Origin of the sequence: Arthrobacter alpinus (assembly GCF_900105965.1) — a bacterium.
Lineage (GTDB): Bacteria > Actinomycetota > Actinomycetes > Actinomycetales > Micrococcaceae > Specibacter > Specibacter alpinus.
This window is the reverse complement of record NZ_FNTV01000001.1, coordinates 3725780-3748882: the sequence shown is the minus strand read 5'-3', so window position 1 is coordinate 3748882 and position 23103 is coordinate 3725780. Positions and strand designations below refer to the sequence as shown.

At 62.5% G+C, this 23103-nt stretch carries 25 protein-coding genes, 1 tRNA gene and 1 other RNA gene; 14 read left to right on the top strand and 13 right to left on the bottom strand.

Annotation, left to right across the window (positions count from 1 at the left end):
• Nucleotides 1–14 precede the first annotated feature (14 nt).
• The 5 genes from BLV41_RS17175 to BLV41_RS17155 form a co-directional block, all read right to left on the bottom strand.
• Nucleotides 15–1616 carry a glycosyl hydrolase family 95 catalytic domain-containing protein gene (locus tag BLV41_RS17175; protein ID WP_074712700.1) on the bottom strand — a complete coding sequence of 534 codons (1602 nt, stop codon included), beginning with the start codon at nt 1614–1616 and terminating at the stop codon, nt 15–17.
• Between the two features lie 78 nt (nt 1617–1694).
• Complete coding sequence (locus tag BLV41_RS17170; RefSeq protein ID WP_170835491.1) at nt 1695–2405, bottom strand: glycoside hydrolase family 95 protein; 711 nt, start codon at nt 2403–2405, stop codon at nt 1695–1697.
• 114 nt (nt 2406–2519) lie between these two features.
• A complete protein-coding gene (locus BLV41_RS17165) occupies nt 2520–3083 on the bottom strand; it encodes a dihydrofolate reductase family protein (RefSeq protein WP_074713408.1) in 564 nt (187 codons plus the stop codon).
• A gap of 123 nt (nt 3084–3206) precedes the next feature.
• Entirely contained in the window at nt 3207–3902 is a 696-nt protein-coding gene (locus tag BLV41_RS17160) for a tyrosine-protein phosphatase (protein WP_074712698.1), read from the bottom strand.
• Nucleotides 3899–4507 (bottom strand): GNAT family N-acetyltransferase, encoded by a 609-nt coding sequence (locus BLV41_RS17155; RefSeq protein WP_074712697.1) that lies wholly within the window; start codon nt 4505–4507, stop codon nt 3899–3901. The genes BLV41_RS17160 and BLV41_RS17155 overlap by 4 nt, the downstream gene beginning before the upstream one ends.
• Nucleotides 4508–4689: 182 nt before the next feature.
• Between BLV41_RS17155 and BLV41_RS17150 the strand changes: the two genes are divergently transcribed.
• The 5 genes from BLV41_RS17150 (at nt 4690) to BLV41_RS17130 (ending at nt 8813) form a co-directional block, all read left to right on the top strand.
• Nucleotides 4690–5124, top strand: a complete 435-nt coding sequence (locus tag BLV41_RS17150) for a DoxX family protein (RefSeq protein WP_044575015.1) — start codon at nt 4690–4692, stop codon at nt 5122–5124.
• Nucleotides 5125–5263: 139 nt separating this feature from the next.
• Nucleotides 5264–5698 (top strand): VOC family protein, encoded by a 435-nt coding sequence (locus BLV41_RS17145; protein ID WP_074712696.1) that lies wholly within the window; start codon nt 5264–5266, stop codon nt 5696–5698.
• Nucleotides 5699–5737: 39 nt separating this feature from the next.
• Complete coding sequence (locus BLV41_RS17140; RefSeq protein ID WP_044575008.1) at nt 5738–6694, top strand: 1,4-dihydroxy-2-naphthoyl-CoA synthase; 957 nt, start codon at nt 5738–5740, stop codon at nt 6692–6694.
• A gap of 13 nt (nt 6695–6707) precedes the next feature.
• Nucleotides 6708–7850, top strand: a complete 1143-nt coding sequence (locus tag BLV41_RS17135; RefSeq protein WP_074712694.1) for an AMP-binding protein — start codon at nt 6708–6710, stop codon at nt 7848–7850.
• An 84-nt stretch (nt 7851–7934) separates the two neighbouring features.
• Nucleotides 7935–8813 (top strand): 1,4-dihydroxy-2-naphthoate polyprenyltransferase, encoded by an 879-nt coding sequence (locus BLV41_RS17130; protein WP_074712692.1) that lies wholly within the window; start codon nt 7935–7937, stop codon nt 8811–8813.
• 3 nt (nt 8814–8816) lie between these two features.
• Here the strand turns inward: BLV41_RS17130 and BLV41_RS17125 are convergent, their stop codons facing one another.
• The gene (locus BLV41_RS17125) at nt 8817–9152 is read right to left on the bottom strand and encodes a DUF4229 domain-containing protein (protein ID WP_074712690.1); all 336 of its coding nucleotides are present in this window, start codon (nt 9150–9152) and stop codon (nt 8817–8819) included.
• A gap of 82 nt (nt 9153–9234) precedes the next feature.
• Between BLV41_RS17125 and BLV41_RS17120 the strand changes: the two genes are divergently transcribed.
• Nucleotides 9235–9642, top strand: coding sequence for a PLD nuclease N-terminal domain-containing protein (locus tag BLV41_RS17120; RefSeq protein WP_044574990.1), 408 nt, complete (start codon nt 9235–9237; stop codon nt 9640–9642).
• A 45-nt stretch (nt 9643–9687) separates the two neighbouring features.
• Here the strand turns inward: BLV41_RS17120 and BLV41_RS17115 are convergent, their stop codons facing one another.
• On the bottom strand, nt 9688–10296 hold the full coding sequence (locus BLV41_RS17115; protein ID WP_074712688.1) for a TetR/AcrR family transcriptional regulator: 609 nt from the start codon (nt 10294–10296) through the stop codon (nt 9688–9690).
• Between the two features lie 76 nt (nt 10297–10372).
• Between BLV41_RS17115 and BLV41_RS17110 the strand changes: the two genes are divergently transcribed.
• Both BLV41_RS17110 and BLV41_RS17105 read left to right on the top strand, forming a co-directional pair.
• Nucleotides 10373–10858, top strand: coding sequence for a cupin domain-containing protein (locus BLV41_RS17110; protein ID WP_044574986.1), 486 nt, complete (start codon nt 10373–10375; stop codon nt 10856–10858).
• Between the two features lie 110 nt (nt 10859–10968).
• Nucleotides 10969–12411 carry a DUF5129 domain-containing protein gene (locus tag BLV41_RS17105; protein WP_074712687.1) on the top strand — a complete coding sequence of 481 codons (1443 nt, stop codon included), beginning with the start codon at nt 10969–10971 and terminating at the stop codon, nt 12409–12411.
• 125 nt (nt 12412–12536) lie between these two features.
• On the opposite strand, the gene BLV41_RS17100 is transcribed toward BLV41_RS17105, so the two are convergent.
• Nucleotides 12537–13793 (bottom strand): MFS transporter, encoded by a 1257-nt coding sequence (locus BLV41_RS17100; RefSeq protein ID WP_244516955.1) that lies wholly within the window; start codon nt 13791–13793, stop codon nt 12537–12539.
• Between the two features lie 164 nt (nt 13794–13957).
• Here BLV41_RS17100 and BLV41_RS17095 point away from each other — a divergent pair, with 164 nt between their 5' ends.
• From BLV41_RS17095 to BLV41_RS17085, 3 genes are read left to right on the top strand one after another with little or no spacing between them, the layout of a single operon-like run.
• Entirely contained in the window at nt 13958–14164 is a 207-nt protein-coding gene (locus BLV41_RS17095; RefSeq protein ID WP_044574976.1) for a helix-turn-helix domain-containing protein, read from the top strand.
• Nucleotides 14161–15423, top strand: a complete 1263-nt coding sequence (locus BLV41_RS17090; protein WP_074712681.1) for a type II toxin-antitoxin system HipA family toxin — start codon at nt 14161–14163, stop codon at nt 15421–15423. The genes BLV41_RS17095 and BLV41_RS17090 overlap by 4 nt, the downstream gene beginning before the upstream one ends.
• Before the next feature lie 47 nt (nt 15424–15470).
• Nucleotides 15471–16097: a TetR/AcrR family transcriptional regulator gene (locus tag BLV41_RS17085; protein ID WP_074712679.1), complete on the top strand. Its 627-nt coding sequence runs from the start codon at nt 15471–15473 to the stop codon at nt 16095–16097.
• Here the strand turns inward: BLV41_RS17085 and BLV41_RS21460 are convergent.
• Both BLV41_RS21460 and BLV41_RS17075 read right to left on the bottom strand, forming a co-directional pair.
• On the bottom strand, nt 16094–16951 hold the full coding sequence (locus BLV41_RS21460) for a LytR C-terminal domain-containing protein (protein ID WP_083360845.1): 858 nt from the start codon (nt 16949–16951) through the stop codon (nt 16094–16096). The two genes, BLV41_RS17085 and BLV41_RS21460, sit on opposite strands and share 4 nt — an antisense overlap.
• Nucleotides 16944–17243, bottom strand: a complete 300-nt coding sequence (locus BLV41_RS17075) for a type II toxin-antitoxin system VapB family antitoxin (RefSeq protein WP_044574969.1) — start codon at nt 17241–17243, stop codon at nt 16944–16946. The genes BLV41_RS21460 and BLV41_RS17075 overlap by 8 nt, the downstream gene beginning before the upstream one ends.
• Before the next feature lie 120 nt (nt 17244–17363).
• On the opposite strand from BLV41_RS17075, the gene BLV41_RS17070 reads away from it, so the two are divergent.
• The gene (locus BLV41_RS17070; protein ID WP_074712677.1) at nt 17364–18251 is read left to right on the top strand and encodes a Cof-type HAD-IIB family hydrolase; all 888 of its coding nucleotides are present in this window, start codon (nt 17364–17366) and stop codon (nt 18249–18251) included.
• Nucleotides 18252–18344: 93 nt separating this feature from the next.
• Here the strand turns inward: BLV41_RS17070 and BLV41_RS17065 are convergent, their stop codons facing one another.
• The 3 genes from BLV41_RS17065 to BLV41_RS17055 form a co-directional block, all read right to left on the bottom strand.
• Nucleotides 18345–18824 (bottom strand): glutathione peroxidase, encoded by a 480-nt coding sequence (locus BLV41_RS17065; RefSeq protein ID WP_074712675.1) that lies wholly within the window; start codon nt 18822–18824, stop codon nt 18345–18347.
• A gap of 79 nt (nt 18825–18903) precedes the next feature.
• Nucleotides 18904–18991, bottom strand: a tRNA-Ser gene (locus BLV41_RS17060).
• A 389-nt stretch (nt 18992–19380) separates the two neighbouring features.
• On the bottom strand, nt 19381–19593 hold the full coding sequence (locus BLV41_RS17055; RefSeq protein WP_044574962.1) for a hypothetical protein: 213 nt from the start codon (nt 19591–19593) through the stop codon (nt 19381–19383).
• A 174-nt stretch (nt 19594–19767) separates the two neighbouring features.
• Between BLV41_RS17055 and ffs the strand changes: the two genes are divergently transcribed.
• Nucleotides 19768–19863, top strand: an RNA gene (gene ffs, locus BLV41_RS17050) — signal recognition particle sRNA small type.
• 71 nt (nt 19864–19934) lie between these two features.
• Nucleotides 19935–23075: a DNA polymerase III subunit gamma and tau gene (locus BLV41_RS17045; protein ID WP_074712673.1), complete on the top strand. Its 3141-nt coding sequence runs from the start codon at nt 19935–19937 to the stop codon at nt 23073–23075.
• Nucleotides 23076–23103 lie beyond the last annotated feature (28 nt).

Genomic DNA, 23103 nt, shown 5'->3' with positions numbered 1-23103 from the left:
CTCACCCAAGCCTTCTAGGCGAAGTCCACCGGTCCAAGCTCGGTCCAGGCCGTTTCATTGACGTGCACTGCGGCGGTGCGTCCGTCCCAGGTGAGCTTCACCTCTCCTGCCGTCTCCGGTGTGCGGGCCCGGAGACGGGCAGAAACCAGAGCCTGCTTCCCGCCCTCCGATGACCATTGAAGATCCAGTTCCAGTCCGGGGCGCACCACGAGTCCCCGGGCAGTGCCAACCGGCCAGAGAGTGGGCACAGCCGGCAGCAGGTCAATCCGGCCTGCGTGGCTTTGCACGAGACACTCCAGAACACCGGCTACGAAGCCAAAGTTGCCGTCGATCTGGAACGGCGGATGGGCGGCAAACATATTCGGGTACAGCCCGCCAGCATGGGGGCTGTGCTGCTCACCGGCCGTCCTGAACATCAGCGGTAGCAGCCGGTCAACGGAGTCGGTGTCCTTCAACCGGGCACGCAGGGCGAGCTTCCACGCCAGTGACCATCCCGTGGAATCATCGCCCCGGGCGTCGAGAGTTTTGGACACGGCGGCGCCAAGTTCGGGGCTCAGCTCCGTCTCCCCTGGGTAGGCGAAGTACAGGTGGGAGACGTGCCTGTGAGTTGGTTCGGTCTGCTCAAAGGGTTCGGCCCATTCCTGAACCGTGCCATCGTGTGCCACTGGAATCGCCGGCAGGCGCCCCAAGGCATTGCGGATCTGGGCCACCAGGGGTTCCCCCTCTGGCGCCAACTCGAGTGCCGCGCGGAAGAGCCGTCCGATGATGGCAAGGTCCGCCGTCGAACTGTGGCTTGCTGCCGCAATGACACCCTCCGCGGTGCGGAAGTGGTTTTCCGGTGACGTGGACGGTGTTGTGCCGAGTGTGCCGTCGGCCTGCGGGATCAGCCACCCCAGGGCGAATTCGCTGGCACCCTTGATGACCGGCCAGGCCCGCTGAGCGGCGAAATCGCTGCCGCCGCCGTGGCGCACATGTTCCCAAAGATGGGTTGCCAGCCAGGCCCCGCCCATGGGCCAAAATGACCACGAGGTATCGCCCGCCACCGGCGAGGTGAAGGCCCAGGCGTCCGTGTTGTGATGGGCCACCCAGCCATCGAGTCCGTAGACGGTGCGGGCGGTGGCACGCCCGGCAACGGCGAGTGCCTCCAGCAGATCGAAGAGCGGCTCATGGCATTCGGCCAGATTTGCACCTTCAGCCGCCCAATAGTTCATTTGGGTGTTGATGTTGATGGTGTAGTTGGAACTCCACGGCGGCTGCATGGATTCATTCCAGATGCCTTGCAGGTTGCCAGGGAGCGTGCCCGGCCGGGAGCTGCTGATCAGCAGGTAGCGCCCATAGTTGAAGAGCAGTGCTGCGAGCGCGGGATCCCCCGGGCTCTGGAGCAGGCGCTGATTCAGTGGCTGCGCCTGATCGCCGTGAGGCTCGCCAAGATCCAGTTCAGCACGGTTGTATAGCTCCCCGTGAGCGGCAACATGGGAACTGAAAAGTTCCTCAGGGCTCAGTGCCGCGGCCGCCGCGGCAAGGGTCGTGGCCGCCTGCACGGCGGCGTTCTCGGCCGGGTTCAGCGGCAACCCCAAGCCGCCAAAGTTGGTGCCCGTGGACACCAGAAGACGCATCCGGGAGACACCAGCGGCAGCCAACGTCCCGGCGTCGTCCGTACCAGCGGCAGTGCCAAGGTCCGTGCCGTCATGTTCTCAGCGCAACACTACGGCGCCGCGCATCGAGTCACGGCCGGGTTGGTCGTATTGGACACCGGTGGGCGGGTTGGCGTAGTTGGGCGCAACGCTCGTGGGGAGTCTCAGCTGCAGGTTCAGTGAACCGGGCTGAGTCTCCGTCGCCTCCACGCGCAGCTGGCTCGCCAGCGACACCGTGACGTTCGGCAGCGGCTCGCCCGCCACCTGGATGTCCAGCACCAGCACCTGGTGGGCCGCGGAAACGTAGGCACGCTCGGTGATGGTCCGCCCGGCCACTGTGTAGCCGTGTTCGTGCACCGCCCGTTGCAGGTCCAGGCTGCGGCGGTAATCTTCGGGGTCGGCACCCAGCTTGTCCTGCTCGCCAAAGTCAAGACCCAGCAGCACATCGGCAAACGGGAGGTAACTTTGCGTGTGCCCTCTGGTCACCGTGGCCAGCTCAGCTTCAGCCGTCGCATGATCGCCGGCAGCCAACGCCTGCCGCGCACGGTCGATCACCTTGGGGCCATCGAGTAACGCGGGCCCGCTGGCCGCCTCACTTCCCGGGGAACCGGACCAGGCCGTTGCGTCGTTGAGCTGAATCTTCCCGCCCCCAATTCCGCCGTAACACATGACTCCCAGGCGGCCGTTGCCCAGCGGCAGGGCTTGCGTAAATTCCTGCGCGGGCGCATCGAACCACAGTGTGTGGGCGTCGGCGGAAAATTGTTGGGTCATGGCTGCTTTCTGGGCTGGATTCATGTAGCGCGGAAGCGCTTCCGCGCTCCATCCATGCTTCCAGATTTGCCCGCCAGGAAAGCGTTTGTGACACCGGAATTTTGGTCAGCAGTTTCAGCTGTTTCTCACGGCATAGTGGAGATGCACCACGCCGTTGCCAAAGCCCCGCTGTCCCAGCAGTTCCAGCCGGGTCGCGTCGATCTCGGGCAGTGCCGGTTTCCCTCCGCCGACAAGGACGGGCGAGATGAGCAGGTGGATTTCATCGACCAGTCCGGCCCGCAGCGCCACGCCTGCCAGCTGGGCACCGCCCACGGAGAGATCGGTAGCGGAGTCGGCCTTCATTCTGCGGACATTCTCCGGGTCAAAGACTCGCTCAATCCGGGTTCTTTCCGTCGTGGCATGGTCAAGGGTCCCGGAATAGACCACTTTGTCTCCCCCGTGCCAAATGGCGGCGTAGTCACGCATCACCTCGGGATGGCCGCTCTGGACATGGATTTCCTCCCACACGGCCATGGTCTGGTACATCCGGCGTCCGAGCAGGAAGGTTCCGTTGCCGCGTTCCAGATTGTTGACGTAGCCGTGGACCTCCTCGTCGGGCATGGCCCAGTCAAAATTTCCGTTGCGATCCTCGATGTAGCCGTCCAATGATGTGATGGCTGTGTAGATGAGCTTGGCCATGGACCCCTCCTCCTGCGCCGTGGTGACCATTGCTCATCAGTATTCTCGCTTGGAGCTGGTGAGGCCAGAGCCCAGGCCTAGACGAGGCCTCGGAACCTGGATCTCGACAAGCTCGATCAGCGGTCATCGGCAGCGCGCAACAACCGCCGCAATCTCGGCCGCCGTAACACCGTTGCTCAGCAAGAAACCGCGCACGTCCAGGCCACCGACGAATTCCGCCACAGCCTCTCCGCGGCCCTTGACCACCTCTGCCAGCTCGCGGGGGTCCAGATGACGCTCATACGGATGTTTGACCGGCGCCACCAAGTGCCACTCGTTGATGCCCCGCGCCGCGAGCTCGTCCTCCCTGGCAGCCTGTTCCGCCTGGCCCAGCAAGGCAAGGATCAGGGTTGCCACGAGCCCGGTCCGATCCCGCCCGGCCGAACAGTGAAACACCACCTTGCCCTGGGCCGTCGCCAGTTGCTTAAATACGGCCGCAATCCGCCCCGGAAACATCGCCACCATGTCCGCATACAGGCGGGGATGGTTCATATATGGGACAAAATGTTCGTGGTAGCGCGGATCCTCCGGGTCCTCTGTTGGTGAATGCACCAGGGCGAATCGCGCCAACGCTTGCTCACCCACCTCCGGGTCGCTTGGCCTGCGCTTGCGCTCCGCGGGGTTCCGCAGGTCAATGACGGTACGCACGCCGTCGTTGTAAACCTGATCCCAGCCGCGCTCAGTCAACCATTCACTGCGGCCCATCCGGTAGATGTCCCCTGCCAGGAGGCGGGCATTGACGGCGCCTTCCCACTGCGGAGAAGCCTGCGGAGAAGTCACCGTTGCTTGTTGATGCGCAGGTCCAGGCCATTGCGGACCTGGGGCCACTCCGCAGCGAGGATGGAGAACACCACGGTGTCGCGCAGAGAGCCGTCGGGCATGCGGCGGTGCGCGCGCAGAACGCCGTCCTGCTTTGCGCCGAGCCTGGCAATGGCAGTTCGGGACTGCATATTCATCCAGTGCGTGTTGAATTCAACCGCCACGCAGTCCAGGACCTCAAACGCATGCTCAAGCAGGAGCTTTTTGCTGTCCGGATTGGTGCCGGTTCCTTGCACGCTGGCCGCATTCCAGGTGTAGCCAATCTCCAGGCGCGGCACATCTGCGCTGATATTGCAGTACGTCGTCATGCCAATGATCCTGCCGGGCTGGCCAGTTTCAGGATCGTTGAGCCGCGTCGTGAAAGGCATCATCGAACCCGTATCCTGCAAGGTCAGCCGGCGCTCAATCTCGGCACGGATACCCTCCGGGCGCGGCACCGAGGTGTACCAAAGGTTCCACAGTTCGCCGTCGGAGGCTGCCTCGACCAAGCCGTCGTGGTGGTCCATGCTCAGGGGTTCAAGAGTTACGTATTTTCCTTGCAAGGTCACGGGCGCAATTGCAGTCATGGAAAAACACTAGCGGACGGCCCCGCAGCGCCTGTAAGCGCGTCCAAAAGCGTCACACACCCTTCAATAGTTGACGTATCAACTTGATATCTGAGAGACTTTGATTGAAGCTTCAATCAATTGATGCTCGGCGCTTCTTCCTGAAGGCCTTTCCATGACCCCCACGAAACGTTGAGATTCCAATGAATAACCTTGCTCTGAACACCGTTGCCCGCACCGTCCTTCGCGTTGTAGTTGGCTTCCTTTTCGCCGCCCACGGCTGGCAGAAGTACAACGAATTCACCATCACCGGAACCCAGGGCGCCTTTGCCCAGATGGGTGTCCCCGCCGCGGACGTAGTTGCGCCCATCATTGCCACGCTGGAACTGGTTGGTGGCATCGCCCTGATCCTTGGCCTCGCCACCCGTCCGTTCGCTGCCCTGCTGACGCTGAACATGCTGGGCGCCATCTTCTTGGTCCACGCCTCGGCAGGCGTCTTCGTTGAGGCCGGCGGCTACGAGCTGGTACTCCTTTTGGGTGCCGCAGCCCTTGCCCTGACCCTTGTTGGCCCCGGCAAGTTCTCCCTGGACAACGTTTTGTTCGGTCGCAGCAACTCCAAGCTGCGCGTTTTGGCCTAAGCCCTAAACGCTATGTGAACGTATACGCACGACTCGTCTCGAGTCGTGCGTATACGTGTTTCTGCGCCGAACTCGTCTCGAGTGGTGCGTATGCGTTTAGGCACTGGACGCCCCGCGCAGGCCACGGCAGACTTTCCCCATGGCCTACTCATTGCAAATAGTTGTTGACTGCATCAATCCGCACGAACTCGCCGATTGGTGGGCCGAGACCATGGGCTGGCAGACCGAGCCAAGCGACGAAGACTTCATCCGCTCCATGGTGGACCAAGGCTTCGCCACGGACGAGCAAACACTCATCCACAAGGGCGTCTTGGTTTGGAAAGACGGCCAGGCCATCACAGCGGGAGTGGGGGCAAGCCCGGATCAACCCAGGATTCTGTTTCAAAGCAGCACGGACAAGAAGACTGGCAAGAACCGTATTCACTGGGACGTGCGCTTGGGCGGCGACACCAAGGAGTCGGTACGCGAAAAGCTGGAAGCCCGCGGTGCCACCTTTCTTTGGGAGGCAAGCCAGGGTCCGCACGCATGGTTCACCATGGCCGATCCCGAAGGCAACGAGTTCTGTATTAGCTAGCGCCCGGTACACAGGCTCGCGCCAGCTAGAATCACAAGGGTGAGCAGCGCTACGAATTTTCCAGATCAGGTATCCGACATCTTCGACCCCACCCGTTGGCGTCTGGTGGAGGGCTTCGACTTCACCGACATGACATACCACCGCCAGGTGGAGCGGGACGCGGCAGGCAACATCGTCCGGGATCTCCCCACGGTCCGGATCGCCTTCAACCGCCCCGAGGTCCGCAATGCGTTCCGCCCTGGCACCGTCGATGAGCTGTACCGCGCCATGGACCACGCACGCATGACCCCGGATGTTGCAACCGTGCTGCTGACAGGCAACGGCCCCTCCCCCAAGGACGGCGGCCATTCCTTCTGCTCCGGCGGAGACCAGCGCATCCGTGGCCGCGACGGCTACAAGTACGCAGATGGCGAGACGAAGGAAACCATCGACCCCGCCCGCGCCGGACGCCTCCACATCCTGGAGGTCCAGCGGCTCATGCGCACCATGCCCAAGGTGGTCATTGCGGTGGTCAACGGCTGGGCAGCCGGCGGCGGGCACTCGCTCCACGTGGTATCTGACTTGACCATCGCCTCCCGCGAGCACGGCAAGTTCAAGCAGACGGACGCCACAGTGGGCTCCTTCGACGCCGGTTATGGCTCGGCACTGCTGGCCCGCCAAATCGGCCAGAAGAACGCCCGCGAAATCTTCTTCCTGGCCCGCGAATACTCCGCGGACGACATGGTCCGCATGGGTGCCGTCAACGAGGCCGTGGCCCACTCGGACCTGGAAAACACGGCGCTGGAATACGCCGCCGACATTGCCCGCCAGTCCCCGCAAGCCATCCGCATGCTCAAGTTTGCCTTCAACTTGGCCGACGACGGCCTGGCTGGCCAGCAGGTCTTCGCCGGCGAGGCCACCCGCCTGGCCTACATGACGGACGAGGCAGTGGAGGGCAAGGAAGCGTTCCTGGAAAAGCGCGACCCCGACTGGTCCTCCTTCCCGTACTACTTCTAATACTTAGGCGCACATGAACATCGAACCCCTGCTCAAGGCACTTTCCGAGGCCCTCTCCGGCGAGGGCCCCGCGGTCCAGATTGCCCCCGACGGCAGCTTCACCCTCATCCCGCAAAGTGAGCTGGGACTGCCAGCCGACAGCGACACCGAGATTGCCGCCGTCGTGCTTACCTCCGGGAGCACCGGCACACCCAAGCGGACCATGCTCAGCGTTGAGTCGCTGGCGGCATCGTCGGTGGGCACGGCGATGGCGTTGCAGGGTGAGGGACAGTGGCTGCTGGCTCTGCCGATGAACTATGTGGCGGGCCTGCAGGTTTTGGTGCGCAGCTTGTTCGCCGGAACCCGCCCGTGGGCCATGGACCTGAGCGGCGGGTTCACCCCCGAGGCGTTCACCGAGGGCGCGCTGGAGCTCACCGACAAGATGCGTTTCACCTCGTTGGTGCCAACCCAGCTGACGCGCCTGCTCAACAATCCGACGGCGGAGACGCTCACGGTGCTGCGCCGTTTCAACGCGATTCTGCTCGGCGGCGGTCCCATCAACCCCGTGCTGCTCGAGGCTGCGCGCGGTGCCGGGCTGAACGTGGTGACCACCTATGGCATGAGCGAGACGTGCGGCGGTGCCGTGTACGACGGCGTCCCGCTCGAAGGCGTGGAGCTCGCCATCCGTGACGGCCGGGTCTGGCTCGGTGGGCCCGTGGTGGCTGCCGGCTATCTGGGCGATGCCGCCCTCACCCAGGCGTCCTTCTTTGAGGAAGAGCACGACGGCGAGATGGTGCGTTGGTATGAGAGCGGCGATCTGGGCGAGTTGGACCCTGAGGGACGGCTGCGGGTGCTGGGCCGTGTGGACGATGTCATCATCACGGGCGGGCTAAAGGTTTCCGCAACTGCCGTGACGGATGGCCTGCACCGTGTGCAGGGCGTCCGTGAAGCGTTCGTGGTCCCCGTGCCTTCCGCCGAATGGGGCCAGCAGGTTGCGGCCATGGTTGTGGCCAGCTGTTCCGAGGCGGAGCTGATGGCCGGGGCCACCTCGATTTTGGAGCCGCATCTTGTGCCCAAGACTGTGGTGTTCGTCTCCGAGCTGCCGCTGTTGGCCAACGGAAAGCCCGACAGGTCGGCAATTTTGGCCACCCTGGCCGATGCCGCCCAAGCCGCATAGCGCCACGAAGCGGCACAATTAACCCTGTGGGTCCTATTTGTGGGTCCGCATTCAGTTTTCATTTGCACAATAAGGAGTAACGCTGTGGCCACTGTGGGGCAATGGATATCCGGGGCTCGTCTGAGGACCCTGCCCATGGCAGTGGCTCCCGTGATTATCGGTACTGCCGCAGCCTACGACCTGGGTGAACTGCACTGGGGCCGGGCCGTCTTGGCAGCACTTGTTGCCCTGCTGCTGCAGATTGGCGTTAACTACGCCAACGACTACTCGGACGGTATTCGGGGAACCGACGAGGTCAGGGTTGGCCCGCTGCGCCTGGTGGGCAGTGGCGTTGCGAAACCGTCCCACGTCAAAATGGCCGCGTTCGCCATGTTTGCCCTGGCCATGCTGGCCGGACTGGGTCTGGTCCTGGCGTCTCAGGCATGGTGGTTGATCCTGGTCGGAGCCGGCGCCGTTCTTGCCGCATGGGGTTATACGGGCGGCAAGAACCCCTACGGGTACATGGGCCTTGGCGATGTGTTTGTGTTTGTGTTCTTCGGCCCCGTGGCGACGCTCGGCACCACCTTCACCCAGGCGGGCTCGGTGAGCACGGCGGCAGTCTTGGGATCAATCTCAACGGGACTCATCGCCGTCGCACTTCTCATGGCCAACAACGTCCGTGACATTCCCACGGACACCGAGGTGGGCAAGCGGACCCTGGCGGTGCGGCTGGGCGACAAGAATGCGCGCCTGAGTTACGTGTTGATGCTGGTGCTGTCCGTGGTGCTCATGCTGTTCATCGCTCCGGCGAAGCCTTGGATTCTGCTGGTGCTGCTGCTGATCCCGTTCATGCTGATGCCCAGCTGGCTCATGCTCAAAGGGAAAAAGCGTAAGAGCCTGATCCCGGTTCTACAGCAAACGGGGCTGCTGAACCTCGGATTCAGCGTGCTCTTTGCCGCGGCCATGGTGTTGACCGCACTGTAAAGGCTATTCGGGCTTCTCCGTGCCGAGCTGAGGCGTTCCGGACTTGCGGTCCGCATCAATCCAGATGTCCGGATTTTCGTCGATGAGAGCGTCCTCGGCGTCGGCATCGTCGATGGCACCGGCCGACTGCGTGGTGGTGGCGTTCGGCGCAAAGCGATCGGCTACGACGGCGGTGGCCCCGTCACGCTGCTTGCGCAGGAAGAGGAAGCTCACCACAAAGGCGCACAGGGCGGCCACAACGGCCGCAGTGAACGGCTGGACATGCAACGCCATGTAGGCGATGAGGAAAAACGCCAGGAAAAGCGCGCCACGGATCAGGGAGTATTTGAAGAAAGCCACGGGCCAAGTTTAGCCGCTGAAGCTGAGTGTCTCCCCCGTAGCTTGGCCCGTTCGTTTTTGTTCATCAACGGTAGACTGAGGTATGCGTTATATCATTCCAGTGACCTTGGTTGTTGTCCTTTTTGTGTACGGACTCATCGACTGCCTCCGTAGCGATTCAAAGGATGTCCGAACCTTCCCCAAGGCCGCCTGGGTGCTCATCATTGTGCTGCTGAATGTCATTGGCGTCATTCTCTGGTTCCTCTTTGGCCGGCCACAGTACTCCGTGTCCGCATCGGTCCAGCGCTCCGGCCAGGCCCCCACCCGGCACGTCCCGTCCTCCGGCAGCCGCTCCGCAGCTCCGGATGACGATCCGGAGTTCCTGCGCAATCTGGCCGTCAACCGGGCCCAGAAACTTGAAGCTGAACGGCTCCGCAAGCTCAAGGCGGAGCTCGATGCCCGCGAGGCCAAGCTTCACGAAGAGCACCCGAACGACGAAACAAAGAAGTAGCCCTCCTAGAGGGAACCACCTGCCCCAACATTCATCGGGGTGGCTTCAGTAGCTTGGCGGCCCGATTTCCAGCGCCTGACGAAGCAAGCCTTGGGCGCTCCAGCGCATTGACGCCGAGGCTTCCTCACGCGACAACCCGCCAATGTCCACCAGCCAGACGAGGGCTTCGATGCCGGTGGCGCTACGGACGGCCAAGACCAAGCGGTGAATTTCGGCGTCGGACAGCCTGCCCCGCAGCGGCTCCAGCGCCTCGGTGATCCAGGGAATGGCCCGGCCTTGGCGCAGCGGAAGGCCTCCGCGGGATTCCACCGGATCGAGCGACAACCTGAGCATGGTCCGTTGCTGGTCCTCGGTTTCAACGATCATGCCCGTGAATCGGCGTACGACGGCGTCGAGCCGCTCTGCAGGATCCTGTCCCGGGTTTTCAGGCAGCATGGACTCCAGCGCCGTCTCCGGATGGGCTGCAGCCAACAGTTCACGCTGCCCCGGGAAATAACGGTAGGCCGTACTCCTTGCCACCCCGGCCGCAGCGGCAGCCTCATCGACAGTTGGCGACTTTCCGGCGGCGACCATCACACGCGCAGCCTCCACAAGGGCGTTGAGTGTGCGCCGCTTCTGGCCGCTGCGTCCGAGTTCCAAATAAGGGGTTGACATGAAGCTTATGATACCGCAGTCTTGTTATGAGACATCAGTCCCATAAACTCATTAGCCCAATAAAGAGGCGAGTCCCATGGACACGAAGAAGCAGGCCAAGTCATTCATCCGCCAGGCAGTGGAAGGTGAGCAGCGGTGGTTCTACGGTGGCGGTGTCCACACCTGGCTGGCCAAGACCGAGGACACCGACGGCGCTTCGCTGATCTACCGGGATGAAATGGAGTCCGGCAAGGTGACGCCCATGCACATCCACCCGGACACGGACGAGGCCCTGTACATCCTCTCCGGGGAGATCCTCATGAACCTCGACGGCGTTGAACAGCGGGTCGGCGCAGGCGGCTTGGTCATGGCGCTGCGCGGCCAACCCCACGCGTTCAAGGTCACGGCCGAGGACACCAGCGTGCTGTGCTTCCAGACGCCCGGCAACGCCCAGGGTTTCTACATGGGCGCCAGCGTACCCATGGGCGGCGAGGGCAGCGGGGTGGTTGATTTCGATCAAATCATGGAGTCCGGGAAGAACAATGGCGGGATCGTTATTGTTGGCCCGCCGCCGTTTGACTGATTTTTTCAGGGTTCGCCTGCGGCCAGCTTCGAACCTGGTGGCGTCCAGTTGACAGGAGGGTCCGACATCCAAGCTTGCACCCACCCCAAAGAAAATGGTGGGCTGTACCCATGAAGAAGATTCTGGGGATTCTTGCACTGACGCTCATGGCCATCTTGGGGATCGCGCCCTCAGCCATGGCCGCTCCACCAACGGACATCATTGTCGAGGACACCGCGGGGGTGTTGTATCAACCCCAGTTGCTCCCCGCACTGGAGAAGATCAGCTTCCACAGCCCCACCAAGGTTGTTGTTTTCACCCGCAACGGCTCATCCAGCGACAACTTCAACGAAGAGGTGCTTCGTTACGCCCGGGCCAACCACCCGGAATGGATCAGCGCCGACGGCCAGAAATGGGCGGACGGCTTATTCATCCTTGCCTTTGATCCTGCAGGCCGCCAAGTCGGCACCTATATGGGTGAGGACCGCAAGGTCTCGCTGGAAAAGCAGGAGGCCATCCAAGGCGCCACCAAGGATCTCTTTCGCGAGGCCCAGTGGACCGACGGCGCCATCGAGGGCGTCAAGAAAGGTGCCAAGCTGATCAACCAGCCCTGGTACCTGTCGGCAGGGTTCATCATCACCTCAAGTATCACCGGCGGCTTGGCCTTGCTGGGGTTGGGTATCCGGGCTGGCGTGCGAGCCAAGAACCGCGCCAAGGCCGCCGAACATCTCAAGCGCGGCGATGCCGGCTTCGCGAGCGTCAGCCTCGAACTGCCCGTCACAGAGCTAAATGCAAAAACCATCCCCCAATCCTCCACGTACGGCTCACTGGTGCTGGAAAAATACCGCAACTTCAGCACGCTTTACAACGAGGCCAGTGGATTGAACCATCAGGCCCATGCCTTCAGCAAGAAGGAACTTTCCAAGGCGGGCAACGTGAAGGTCACGGCCCAGTATGCCGACTTGGCCGAAGAACTGGACCGCCTCGATGACGTCATCGCGGACACCAACACGCTGCTCAACAAGTACTCGGGCTGGGGCGCCGCATGGGACAGGCAGACAGGATCCCTGATGGATGACTTGGCCGGGCTTCCCGAACTGTTGACCCAGCGCGAAGCACAGGGCCAGCCCAGCACCGCAGCCCTGGCCGCTTTTCAGGCCCAGCGCATGCAGGGACTCCAGCAACTGTCCGCCGACGTCCAGGCCGGCATCATCACACCGGATGTGGCCCTGGATGAGCTCCGGAATATTCAAGTGGAACTGACAAACCTTCTGCAGGAGCATTCGACGGCCATGATCGCCATCTATGCCAAAACCGGCTCCGAGCGGACATCCATGCAAAAAGCCATGGATCGCAGCCGCCGCGACAACATCGACAGCCGCCCCGCGACCATCTTGGGCTCTGTTTCCAACTGGTACATGTTTTACCCGGTGTATGCGTTCAGCACCGGGTATGCCAGTGGCCAGTCCGCGGTGGACACCGCCCGGACTCAAGCCAGTTCAGGTGGCAGCAGTTCCGGCTACGGCTCCAGCGGCGGAAGTTTCTCCGGTTCCGGCAGTTCCTCCAGCTTCTAGGACGACGCCGCCCACCCCGCTTGGGCGAGCATCTCCCCCACATCGGCGCGAGCGTTCGCGAAAAGGCCCCCACTTCTGCGCGAGCGTTTGTCTGGAGCGTGGCTGCACCTTGAGGACGACACCGGTTACTGTGCTGAGTCCTCGATGTAGCGCTTCGCGTTGATCATCACGGCGCCTGTCATCATGACAGCGAGGCACAACCCGAGCATCGCGAAGGAGGCCGTCCATGTTCCCGTGGCGTCGTGGATGGTTCCGAACACGAGCGGCACAAGACCGGCACCGGCATAGCCCAAGCCCTGGCTGAATCCTGACAATACCGAGGAACCGTGGGTTGTCCGCGAGCGCAGGTTGACCATGAGCAGCGCCGTGGCGAACGTACCCTGGCCCAAGCCTGCAAACGTCACCCAGAGCCACGTTCCATCCAACGGCGAAAGGTACAGGCCCAGGTGGCCCGTGGCCCAACACACTGCGAAGAGGCCAATGGCCACGATCGGATTCTTCATCCGCGGCACCCACAAAGGCACCAGCAAACTCACCGGCAGCCCGAGAATGGCAAAGTAGGCCAGTGCACTTCCGGCCGTGGCCGCATCAATCCCCTGCCCGGACAGGTAGGGCGGCAGCCACGTAAAGTACACATAGGTTTGGGCCGAGTTCCCCGCAAGAAAGATGGCCAGCCCCCACGCCACCGGGGAACGCCAAGGGCGCAGTCGCGGAACGGATCCTGCGCCGCCTGCACTCGCGGCACCCAGGTGCGCGGGTTGCGCCAAGGAGGTGGCGCCGTCGTGCGGGGCTAGGGGGATCCTCCTGTCACGCACAAACTGCGTGACCCACGGCAGCAGCACCAGGAAACTAACCGAGGCCCACATGCCAATGGAGACGCGCCAGTTGGCCGCCCCGGCAATCGGGACCGCCAGCTGTGGGCTGATCGCCGTGCCCACCGCCAACAGCGTCACGTAGCCGGCGGTCACGAGGCCCACGCGGTCGGGGAAGTACTTTTTGACCAGCGGCGGCAGCACTACATTGCCAATGCCATAGCCGGCCATAATCACAGCGGTCAGGCCCAGGAACGGCCACACCTCCTGCGTTGCAACCCGCCCCAGCTGACCCGCCACGGCAAGTACGACGGCGGCAATCAACGCCTTTTCGAGGCCGAACCTGCGGATCAGGACGGGTGTCAGGAGACCGAAAATGGCAAAGAGCAGGGGCGGCATCATGGCCAGCAACCCCGTGGTTCCGGCCGTGAATCCCAGTTCTCCCGTCAGCTCTCCTAAAAGAGGTGGAACAACCGAGACGGCCGTGCGCAGGCTCAAGGCCATGACCATGATGCCTACGAGGGCTCCAATTCGGCCCGTCCAAGGACGCTTTTGCAGAAAATTAGTCACCGAATAACCCTAGCCAACCGCTGAACCCGCACGGACCACCGGCACTCCACGGCGCTGCCGCTTAATATTCTGCATGATCATGCAGAAAATGAGACCGCAGAGCATAGGATGATGGCAATGCAGCACCCGTAAGACCAGCAGGAGCAGGGAAAGGACGTGAATTCATGGACGTTGCCGAACTCGGTGCCGCCTTGCGAACCCGGCGCAGGACCTTGAACCTGACCCAAAGTGAGACGGCTGATCTGGCCGACATCTCGACCCGGGTGCTCAGCGATCTGGAAAACGGGCGCGAGACCGTCCGGCTGGACATCCTGGCCGCCGTGGCCTCGGCCCTGGGCATGACCCTTTCGTTGCAGGTCAACGGGTCATGAAGAATCTGGAGTACGCCAAAAACGTCACCCAGGCCGTGATCTACAAGAAGGGCCGAGCAGCAGCAACTTTGACGCGCAGCCCCGGCCTTGGCGTGGTGTTCTCCTACCTCAGCGGCTATCTCCATGCCGGCGGCCCCGCCATCGCGTCCACCCTGCCCGCCCTGGATGTCCCCGTGACCCTTGGCCACGGCAATGTTCCGGCCTTCTTTGCCGGCTTGCTGCCCGAGGGCGAACGCCTTGCCAAGCTCCGGTGGGCCGTGAAGACCACCATTTCGGATGAATTCTCGCTCCTGTTGGCCGCGGGCGAGAACCCCATAGGGGATGTGCAGATCGTGGCAGCCGGGGAGAAGCCGCAAATCATTCCGGCGCTGCTCACGGTTACCAAGACCATGGACGACATCAGCTTTGCCGATTTTGCCGCCGTCCCCGGCCCCGTGGATTTATCGTCCCTCCCGGGCCTGCAGGACAAGGTCACAGCCTCCTACCGCCATGACAAGGACCCCACCCGCGCCTACATCCTCAAGTTCAACGACGGCAGCCACGAACGCCAGGTGGAAACAGAATTCCTGCTGCTCAACAAGGCAAAAGCCCTGTCCATCCCGGTTGCGGAGGCCCGCCTGGTGTACGACGGCGCCGGCCACGCCGCACTGCTGGTGTCACGTTTTGACCGGTCCCCCAGTGGATCACTGGCGGTTGAGGATTGCGGTCAGCTGATGGGCCTGGTGCCCGGGCGCAAATATTCGGTGCCAAGTGAGGCCGTGGCGGCAGCCGCCGTGAAAATGTGCGCCTCCCAGGCGCTGGCCGCCCGGAACATTTTCCTGCAGTTTCTTTTTGCGTGGCTCACTGGCAACGGCAATCTCCACGCCAAGAACATCTCCGTGGTGCAACAGCCCAGCGGCGAATGGCTCGTAGCCCCTGCCTATGATCTCCAGTGCACACTGGCCTCCGAGATTGAACAAGGCTTTGCGGCCGGGGTGCCCGGTGGAATCCTGACGGAACTTCTCGACGGCGATCCGTCCCGAGACCCTGGAATGGCCCTGCCGGTTGGCGGCAGTGCGGGTGCAAGAACAGGGCTCAACCGCAATGATTGGCTGCGTTTTGGCCGCACCCTGCACATTCCCGAGCGGCTCGTGGCCAAATGCATCGACAAGGCCCTTGCCGCCTCACACCTGACCATGGCCGAGCTCCCCTTTGAACGCGATGTCAGCGCGGCCGTACTGCGCGTTCTTGCGATTCGACGCGCGGCCATCCAGCGGTAGTGCGCGGCAGAATACTTTTGCTGACGAAATGCCGCTAAACTGTCACTATGCCTCGAATAGCCGCCCCCACGAACGCGGCGCAGCGCGAGCAAACGCAGCGCAAGATCCTCAACGCCTTCGGCGAACTGTTGTTTACCCACGGTTTGCCCGGTCTGACCATGACCGACGTTGCCAGGACCGCCGGCGTGGGCAGAACCGCCGTCTACAATTACTTTGCCGATCTGGAACAACTTCTGGTGGCCTACGCGCTGGATGAAACCGGCAAATTTGTGGCCGATCTCAAGTCCAGCCTGCAGGGCCTGAAGAATCCAGTGGACCGCTTGGCCCTGTATGTACGGGCGCAGCTGGAAGACCTTACCCGCCGCCACCTGCCACCGGGCCCGGCCATGCGATCGGTCCTCTCAAGCGAATCCTTCTCCAAGCTGGGCGTCCACGTGGGAGAACTCAATACAATCCTGATCGATATCCTCCGCGACGGCATGGATCAAAAATTCCTGCCCATGGCGGACATCGAAGGGCTGGTCCAACTGATCCACGGCTCCTTGACCGCGAGCGCCTCCCGCCGCAATTCGGACACCCCCGACGAAGACCGCATTGCCGCCGCCGTACGGTTCATTCAGGCCGGGGTTGGTGCAGCCTTTGACGCACAGGGCAACCCCGTCACCCTGGACTAAGGAACAGCCGGGGCGCTCACGGCAGGCGTACTGGGAGCCGGGCTCAGCCCTGGGCAGGAAAGCACGCCGGGATTCGTGTCCACCTTGGGCACGGCCACCAAGGCGCCGTAATTGGCGGTGATGATGACGTCCACCGTGGCATCTTGGCGATCGTCCTGGACATAATCGGTGTCGGGAAAGTTTTTCTGGAGCGTGTAGGCCGCCGAGTGCCCCTTGGCCCCTGAGATGACCACTGCGGGCGCGGAATAGTCCCTGGTCGTATTGGCTACGTCCTTAACCAGGAATCCGCGCTTCTTCAATTCTTCGGCCACCACCCCGGCTTTGCCTTCCGTGCTTCCGCCGTTGAAAACGTTTACAGTCACGCTTGCATTGGGCGCATAGCCAAGTGTTTCGGAGGGGCAGCTGACGGGGGCAGAAAGGGGCTTCCACTGGCCGAACTTTAGCTCGATCTCGCCGCGCTGAACCATGTTCGCCAGCACCAAGGCGGCCACAAGCATCGCCAACAACAACACCAAAATTGCGCCGTGCAAGATCCTGCGGCGCACCGTGACAGGTTCAAATTCTGGGGTTTCGGGAGGCGGGAATGCTTCAGCCAGCCCCTGGGCGTTGACAATGTGGTGGCCTCGCAAGGACGTACCGTCTTTGGCCTTCTTGCGTGCCCTCCGCAGTTCATACAGGGCGTCTTTGGCCTGCCGCCGCTCGTCACGGGCGGCCCGGCGCCGTTGCCCGGCGCTGAGCGCAACAGCATCGGCCGTTCCGCTGGTGGAGGGTGCGCCACCCTCCGTGGCGGGGTTCGCGCCGTCGTTCTTCTTTGCAGGTGTGCCCGAGGGCGGCCCTGCAGGAGGGCTAGTCATCTATCACCAGAACACGGGCATGCAAGATGGTGCGCTGGTGAAGTGCGGTTCGGACGGCCCGGTGCAAGCCGTCCTCAAGGTAGAGCGTGTCCCGCCACTGGACAACGTGTGGGAACAAGTCACCAAAGAACGTTGAATCCTCGGCGAGCAACGCTTCAAGGTCCAGCTGCGCCTTGGTCGTGACCAGTTCGGCAAGCCTGACCTGCCGCGGCGCAACGCCGGCCCAGTCTTTGGGCGTAACGTGGCCATGGTCCGGGTAAGGGCGTTTGTCGCCAACAGCTTTGAAGATCACTCCTTCAGACTAGGGACTACAGGTCGCTAAAGGAACTGCCACGCCGCCGAGCCGTGGGGTGTGTCGCCAAAAGGTTACACAAAGTAGCACTTCAACCGGCGGGGCTGGGAACATGGGGCCATGACTCTTTTGCATCCCCCGCTTGCCCTTCTTCTCGATGTGGATGGCCCGCTCGCCAGCCCTGTGACCCGCCGCGTCTCGCCCGGCATCATCACGAGCCTGATCGAGCTTGTCCGGCAGGGCATTCCGGTGGTGTTCAATACCGGCCGTTCCGATGACTTCATTGCCGAACAGCTCATGACGCCCATGTTGGCCGCTGGCTTGCCGCAAGGCTCCACGGTTCACGCGATTTGCGAGAAGGGCGCGGTTTGGTTCAGTTTCACACCCGATGGCCCGGGCCCCATCCACGTCGACAATGCGCTGGCCATGCCCAAGGCCTACGGCGACGACATCCGCGACCTCGTCACCCGCTCTTACGCCGATTTCATGTTCTTTGATGAGACCAAGCGCGCCATGGTCTCGGTCGAGCAGCATGTGGAAGTTGAGAGCGATGCTTACCTTGCGCAACAAGCAAAGTTCGACGCCGATGCCTTGGCGTTGCTCGCCAAGCACGATCTGGGTGCCACCCGGCTTGAGCACCGGGCGCCGGGTTCAGCGGGCAGTATCGACTACCGCGTTGACCCCTCGATCATCTCCACGGATATTGAATCCGTGCGTCTGGGCAAGGATCTCGGTGCCAGTCGCGCCGTGGAACTGCTGGCTGCCCAGGGCATTGTGCCGCAGGCGTGGCGCACCGTGGGTGATTCCCGGACCGACTACGCCATGGCCGATTGGCTTCACCACCAGGACCATGTGGTGAAGCATGTTGATGTTCGGCCGGCCGAGGGCGTTCCCTCGAAGCCGTACCCCGTAAAGACGGCGGCTGACCTGCAGCTGGGCGACGACGTTGTCAACGACTTCGCTGGCGCAGCCTTCCTGCAGTTCTGGCTGGACGGTCTTGCCCGCTAGCTTCTAGTAACTTGTGCGCACCGTTAACTTCGAATGTGGCGCAGCTTCTGAAGCTGCGCCACATTCTAAGTTAACGGTTCTCAGAATGTTTTTCTAGCGAAGCGCGGCTTCAACTGCTGCCACGAGTTCGGGCGCATCCGGCGTGATGTCAGAGGCGAAACGGCCCAGAACTTCACCGCTGGAGGTGATGAGGAACTTTTCAAAGTTCCACTTGACCGGCTCAGTGCCGTCCTGGGTCAGCGCAGCAAAAATCGGGTGGGCATCGCTCCCGTTGACCTCTGCCTTGGCTGCAAGCGGGAAGGACACGCCAAAGTTCTTGCGGCAGAACTCGACAATTTCCTCTTCAGTGCCCGGCTCCTGGCCACCGAACTGGTTGCACGGAACGCCTACAACGCTCAAGCCTTCTCCGCTGTACTTTTCGTGGAGCGCCTGGAGTGCGTCGTACTGCTTGGTGAAGCCGCACTGGGAGGCCACATTAACCAGCAGGACGGCCTTGTCGGCCAGTTCCGGAAGCGACGTTTCGGATCCATCGTTGAGGATCAGGGCAATGGTGTTCAAAGTTTGAGTGCTCACAGCCAGAGTCTAAACCCTTCTTTGTCATGGGGCTTAACGAGAGAAGGTCCGGAATCATAAATGATTCCGGACCTTCAATTGGCGGAGGATGGGGGATTTGAACCCCCGAGGGCGTTAACCCAACACGCGTTCCAGGCGTGCGCCATAGGCCGCTAGGCGAATCCTCCAGCTTGCCGTGCAGAACACGGCAGGTTCAAGAGTACCTGACAAAGTGCCTAAGTCACGAATCGAGACCCAAGGCACCTCTCCCCGCCTGGCACCGGCAGGCTCCGGGGGGTTCCGGCAGAGGAATTTGGGCAGGAAATAAGGGCAACAGGACCCGTTCAAGCCCGATTGCCCTTATATCTCCACCTGGTGACTCCTAAGCAGCCGCCACATATAGGACGCGGACGCATCACGTCCACGCCCCACAAATACGGTGCTGCCGCCGTATCCACGGGGCAAAAACAACCCTACGAGCTTGCCACGCTCCCATGACTTTCATCACGTCTGATGTTCGTCACGTGGAAATAGCTATTTCCAGGTCGTCAATAATTCTTGACTTGCAGAGTAAGCGTCAGTGACCGCCACGCATGGCGAGCACGGCCGTGACGAAGCCTGCCAACGCGAAGGCGACAGTTGCGATCCACAGAAAAATTTGCTGACCTGCGTGGCGGTGAACCCGCTGGGAAGAATTAGTGGAAAAGACTTCACCCCGGGCCATGGCAAGAACGCCTGAAGCAATGGCCAAAACCCAGAAGATCCATTCGAAGAATCCGTACGTCAGCATGTCGATTCACTCCTTGCGCCCGCCTACTACCGCACCGGGGCACATATGGCGCTAGGTCGGCTTAATAATCTGGTCCAAGCCCCTGTGGCGAACGTACCACCGCGGGATCAATATTGAAATGCCCGTCGCCAGCGATCGGATTCGCCCGCGCCGCCACAGTCGGGTAAGCTGATTCCCGGCCCCTCATGTGGCGTCACCCTGTGAACTCCCCCAGGACCGGAAGGTAGCAAGGGTAAGCGGGCTCTGGCGGGTGCATGAGGGGTCATTTATTTATCCCCAGATATGCCGGATTTGCAGCACCACGCGGCATTTTGTCAGGCGGATTAGATAGGGTTTCAACTGTGAGCGCACCAACAGCCCTGTATCGCCGGTACCGCCCGGATTCATTTGCCACCGTCATTGGCCAAGAACATGTCACGGCGCCCCTCATGGCCGCCCTGGACAAGAACCGTGTAAATCACGCTTACCTCTTTTCCGGCCCCCGAGGTTGCGGAAAGACCACTTCCGCCCGAATCCTGGCCCGCTGCCTGAACTGTGCCAAGGGCCCCACCTCACATCCCTGCGGCGAGTGCGACAGCTGCGTTGAACTGGCCCGCGGCGGCGCCGGCTCCCTCGATGTCATTGAGATTGACGCCGCCAGCCACGGTGGCGTTGACGATGCCCGCGACCTTCGCGAACGCGCCACCTTTGCCCCCATCCGTGACCGCTACAAAATCTTCATCATTGATGAGGCCCACATGGTCACCTCCGCAGGCTTCAACGCCCTGTTGAAAATTGTTGAAGAGCCGCCGGAGCACATCAAGTTCATCTTTGCCACCACCGAGCCGGACAAGGTCATTGGCACCATCCGCTCACGCACCCATCACTACCCGTTCAGGCTGGTGCCGCCGGAGCCGCTCATGGCTTATTTGGCACACTTGTGCGAGGCCGAGAACGTAGCGGTTGCCCCGGGAGTTCTCTCCCTCGTGGTGCGGGCAGGTGGCGGTTCAGTCCGTGATTCCTTGTCAGTCCTTGACCAGCTCATGGCCGGCGCCGGAGCGGCTGGACTGGACTACGATCTCGCTGTTGACCTGCTCGGTTACACCCACTCTTCCCTTCTGGATGACGTGGTTGAAGCACTGGCAGCCAGCGATTCCGCCACCGTTTTCAAGTCGGTTGACCGCGTCATCCAGACCGGGCATGATCCCCGTCGCTTCGTTGAGGATCTACTGGAGCGCTTCCGCGACCTCATCATTGTGCAGGCCATGCCGGAAAGCGCCCACGCAATTCTGCGCGGCACACCGGATGAACTCATCGCTCGCATGCAGACCCAAGCCGCCCAGCTTGGCGCCGCGGAGCTTTCCCGTGCAGCCGATGTCACGAACGCGGCGTTCAATGAAATGACCGGCGCTTCCTCGCCTCGCCTGCACCTGGAATTGCTGGGCGCACGCCTTCTTCTTCCGGGCGCCGATTCCTCGACCCGCGGCATGGCTACCCGGCTCGATCAGCTTGAACGACGGTTGAATTACGGCGGGGCCCCGGCTGCGCCTGCCGCCTCCTACCCTGCCGCGCCAGCAGCACGGAGCCAAGACTTCCCCGCTCAAGGTTCGACGCCGGCACCCACCTCCGCCGCGCCCGTAGCCTCGGCTCCCGCGGACTCGAGCGGCGGCGGCCTGGCCGCGGTACGCGCCCAGCTTGCGCGCGCCAAGGAAGCTGCCGGAGCAGAGGTTGCCGCGCGGCACGCACCCGCCCAGGAACAGCCTCAGGCAGCAAATCCTGAGCCAGCGCCGGTTGCGCCTCAGCCGAGCCGTACATGGGATGACCTGCCCACTCCTGAAGGCACCCCTGTCTTCGAGTCGCCGTACCGGGCCGAGCAGGCCCCTGTCGAGGTTGCACCGGCCAAGCAGGCCCCTGCCACGGCGGCGCCAGCCAACGTGGCGCCGGCCGCGCAAGCACAACAGGTTCAGCCCCCAGCCCCTGCCGAGGTGCCGGCGGCCGCACCAGCTGAAAATTCCGGTGGCAGCTCATCCGGCATCGAGGTCATTCGCCGTGCATGGCCGGAAATCCTTGGAGCCCTGCGGAGTATTCGCATGGCTTCATGGGTGATCGTCAACCAGAACGTGGTTCCACAGACCTTCGACGGCCAAGAACTCCGTGTTGGACTTCCATCAACGGGACTCATCAGCACGTTCAGCAATGGCGGGCATCTGGCCAATCTGCAGCAGGCCATCAACACGGTTCTCGGTTTGTCGGTGCAGATCTTGCCCGTTGACGGTGAAGCTCCATCCCCGAGGGCGAGCGCTGAGCCAAACCCAAAAGTTCAAACTCGTAACCCTTCACCCCAGCGTGAAGGGAGCGGCAGTGCTGCGCAGGAACTGACGCCCGTTTCGGCACCAGCTCCAGCACCCACACCTGTACAGGCACCGGACGCGGCTCCCCGGGATTCGTGGGGACTGCCAACCGCAGCACCTACGGTAACCCCGGTTCGCACAGCCGAGACCCAGGCACCGGTTGTAGCGCAACCACCCGTGACTGTTCAGCCCGCTGTCAGGGATCAGGGCCCCATCGCGGAACCAGCACCCGCGTCTACCAAGTTGCCCACAGCTGAGCAGGCTCCGGCCGTGGAACAGGAACCCTGGGACGGTCCCACGGAGCCGAGCGACCCTTGGGATGAACCCGAAGCTTATCCGCCTGCCGATTACGTTCCGGTTGATCCTTACCAGCAGTCCCCTGAAGCGGTGGCGGAACCCGTTCCTGCGTATTCACCGCCGAAGGTTTCACCCATTTCGGCGTGGACCACAGGATGGGACACTCCCGTTGCGGAAGCAGCTGTTGTTGCCCCCGTTGAATCCGAAGCGCCACGACGCAGTGCCATGCTGGCCGAACAGATCGCCCAGCAGTCAAGCCAGCCGTCCACTCAGGACTGGGGCGTTTCACTGGGCCAGTCCAGCAGGGAAAAGGTTGCCGACCCCGGTTGGGGGGCCATCTCCAACGCTCCCGACTGGGCGCAGGACACCGGTTCAAGCGAAACACCCACGGCACCCGCCCAGGCAGCAGCAGAGGATACCCCGCCAGAGCCAAAGTTCAACGCGTCCCTGCCGGTAGCCGGTTCGCCTCTGGGCGCGTCCAGCACGTATCCCACGGTTCGCACGGTCTCTGTTCCCCTGTCCCAAACGACAGTGGACCAACCGACAGCAGCAGAGCAGGCCCCCGCTCAGGCAACGGGGCAGGCACAGCCGGATCCGGCGTCGGAGTCGGATATAGCCGCTGGCAGCCAGGCTGGCGAGAAGCTGAGCATGTATCAGCGTCTGGCCAATAGTCCGGCGGCTCAGGCAGCCCGTGCGCACGCACCATCTGCCGTGGCCAACGCACCATATGTTGAGGACGTGCCGAGCCCGGACGATGTCACGATCGAGGAATCCGGTGTGGTGGGTCAGGCCGCCGTCGAGCGTATTCTTGGCGGAGTACTCATCGAAGAACGCCCGCTCAACAACTCCAACTGACCCACGCTCCACCACCAATAGTTGTAAC

What these genes read in the sequence shown, in the direction of transcription:
- BLV41_RS17085 (WP_074712679.1), top strand. Translation starts at nt 15,471, where the DNA reads ATGCCTCGAATAGCCGCCCCCACGAACGCGGCGCAGCGCGAGCAAACG.
- BLV41_RS17115 (WP_074712688.1), bottom strand. Translation starts at nt 10,296, where the DNA reads ATGTCAACCCCTTATTTGGAACTCGGACGCAGCGGCCAGAAGCGGCGC.
- BLV41_RS17135 (WP_074712694.1), top strand. Translation starts at nt 6,708, where the DNA reads ATGAACATCGAACCCCTGCTCAAGGCACTTTCCGAGGCCCTCTCCGGC.
- BLV41_RS17105 (WP_074712687.1), top strand. Translation starts at nt 10,969, where the DNA reads ATGAAGAAGATTCTGGGGATTCTTGCACTGACGCTCATGGCCATCTTG.
- BLV41_RS17120 (WP_044574990.1), top strand. Translation starts at nt 9,235, where the DNA reads ATGCGTTATATCATTCCAGTGACCTTGGTTGTTGTCCTTTTTGTGTAC.
- BLV41_RS17070 (WP_074712677.1), top strand. Translation starts at nt 17,364, where the DNA reads ATGACTCTTTTGCATCCCCCGCTTGCCCTTCTTCTCGATGTGGATGGC.
- BLV41_RS17165 (WP_074713408.1), bottom strand. Translation starts at nt 3,083, where the DNA reads ATGGCCAAGCTCATCTACACAGCCATCACATCATTGGACGGCTACATC.
- BLV41_RS17150 (WP_044575015.1), top strand. Translation starts at nt 4,690, where the DNA reads ATGAATAACCTTGCTCTGAACACCGTTGCCCGCACCGTCCTTCGCGTT.
- BLV41_RS17175 (WP_074712700.1), bottom strand. Translation starts at nt 1,616, where the DNA reads ATGCGTCTTCTGGTGTCCACGGGCACCAACTTTGGCGGCTTGGGGTTG.
- BLV41_RS17145 (WP_074712696.1), top strand. Translation starts at nt 5,264, where the DNA reads ATGGCCTACTCATTGCAAATAGTTGTTGACTGCATCAATCCGCACGAA.
- BLV41_RS17095 (WP_044574976.1), top strand. Translation starts at nt 13,958, where the DNA reads ATGGACGTTGCCGAACTCGGTGCCGCCTTGCGAACCCGGCGCAGGACC.
- BLV41_RS17055 (WP_044574962.1), bottom strand. Translation starts at nt 19,593, where the DNA reads ATGCTGACGTACGGATTCTTCGAATGGATCTTCTGGGTTTTGGCCATT.
- BLV41_RS17155 (WP_074712697.1), bottom strand. Translation starts at nt 4,507, where the DNA reads ATGACTGCAATTGCGCCCGTGACCTTGCAAGGAAAATACGTAACTCTT.
- BLV41_RS17170 (WP_170835491.1), bottom strand. Translation starts at nt 2,405, where the DNA reads ATGACCCAACAATTTTCCGCCGACGCCCACACACTGTGGTTCGATGCG.
- BLV41_RS17090 (WP_074712681.1), top strand. Translation starts at nt 14,161, where the DNA reads ATGAAGAATCTGGAGTACGCCAAAAACGTCACCCAGGCCGTGATCTAC.
- BLV41_RS17110 (WP_044574986.1), top strand. Translation starts at nt 10,373, where the DNA reads ATGGACACGAAGAAGCAGGCCAAGTCATTCATCCGCCAGGCAGTGGAA.
- BLV41_RS21460 (WP_083360845.1), bottom strand. Translation starts at nt 16,951, where the DNA reads ATGACTAGCCCTCCTGCAGGGCCGCCCTCGGGCACACCTGCAAAGAAG.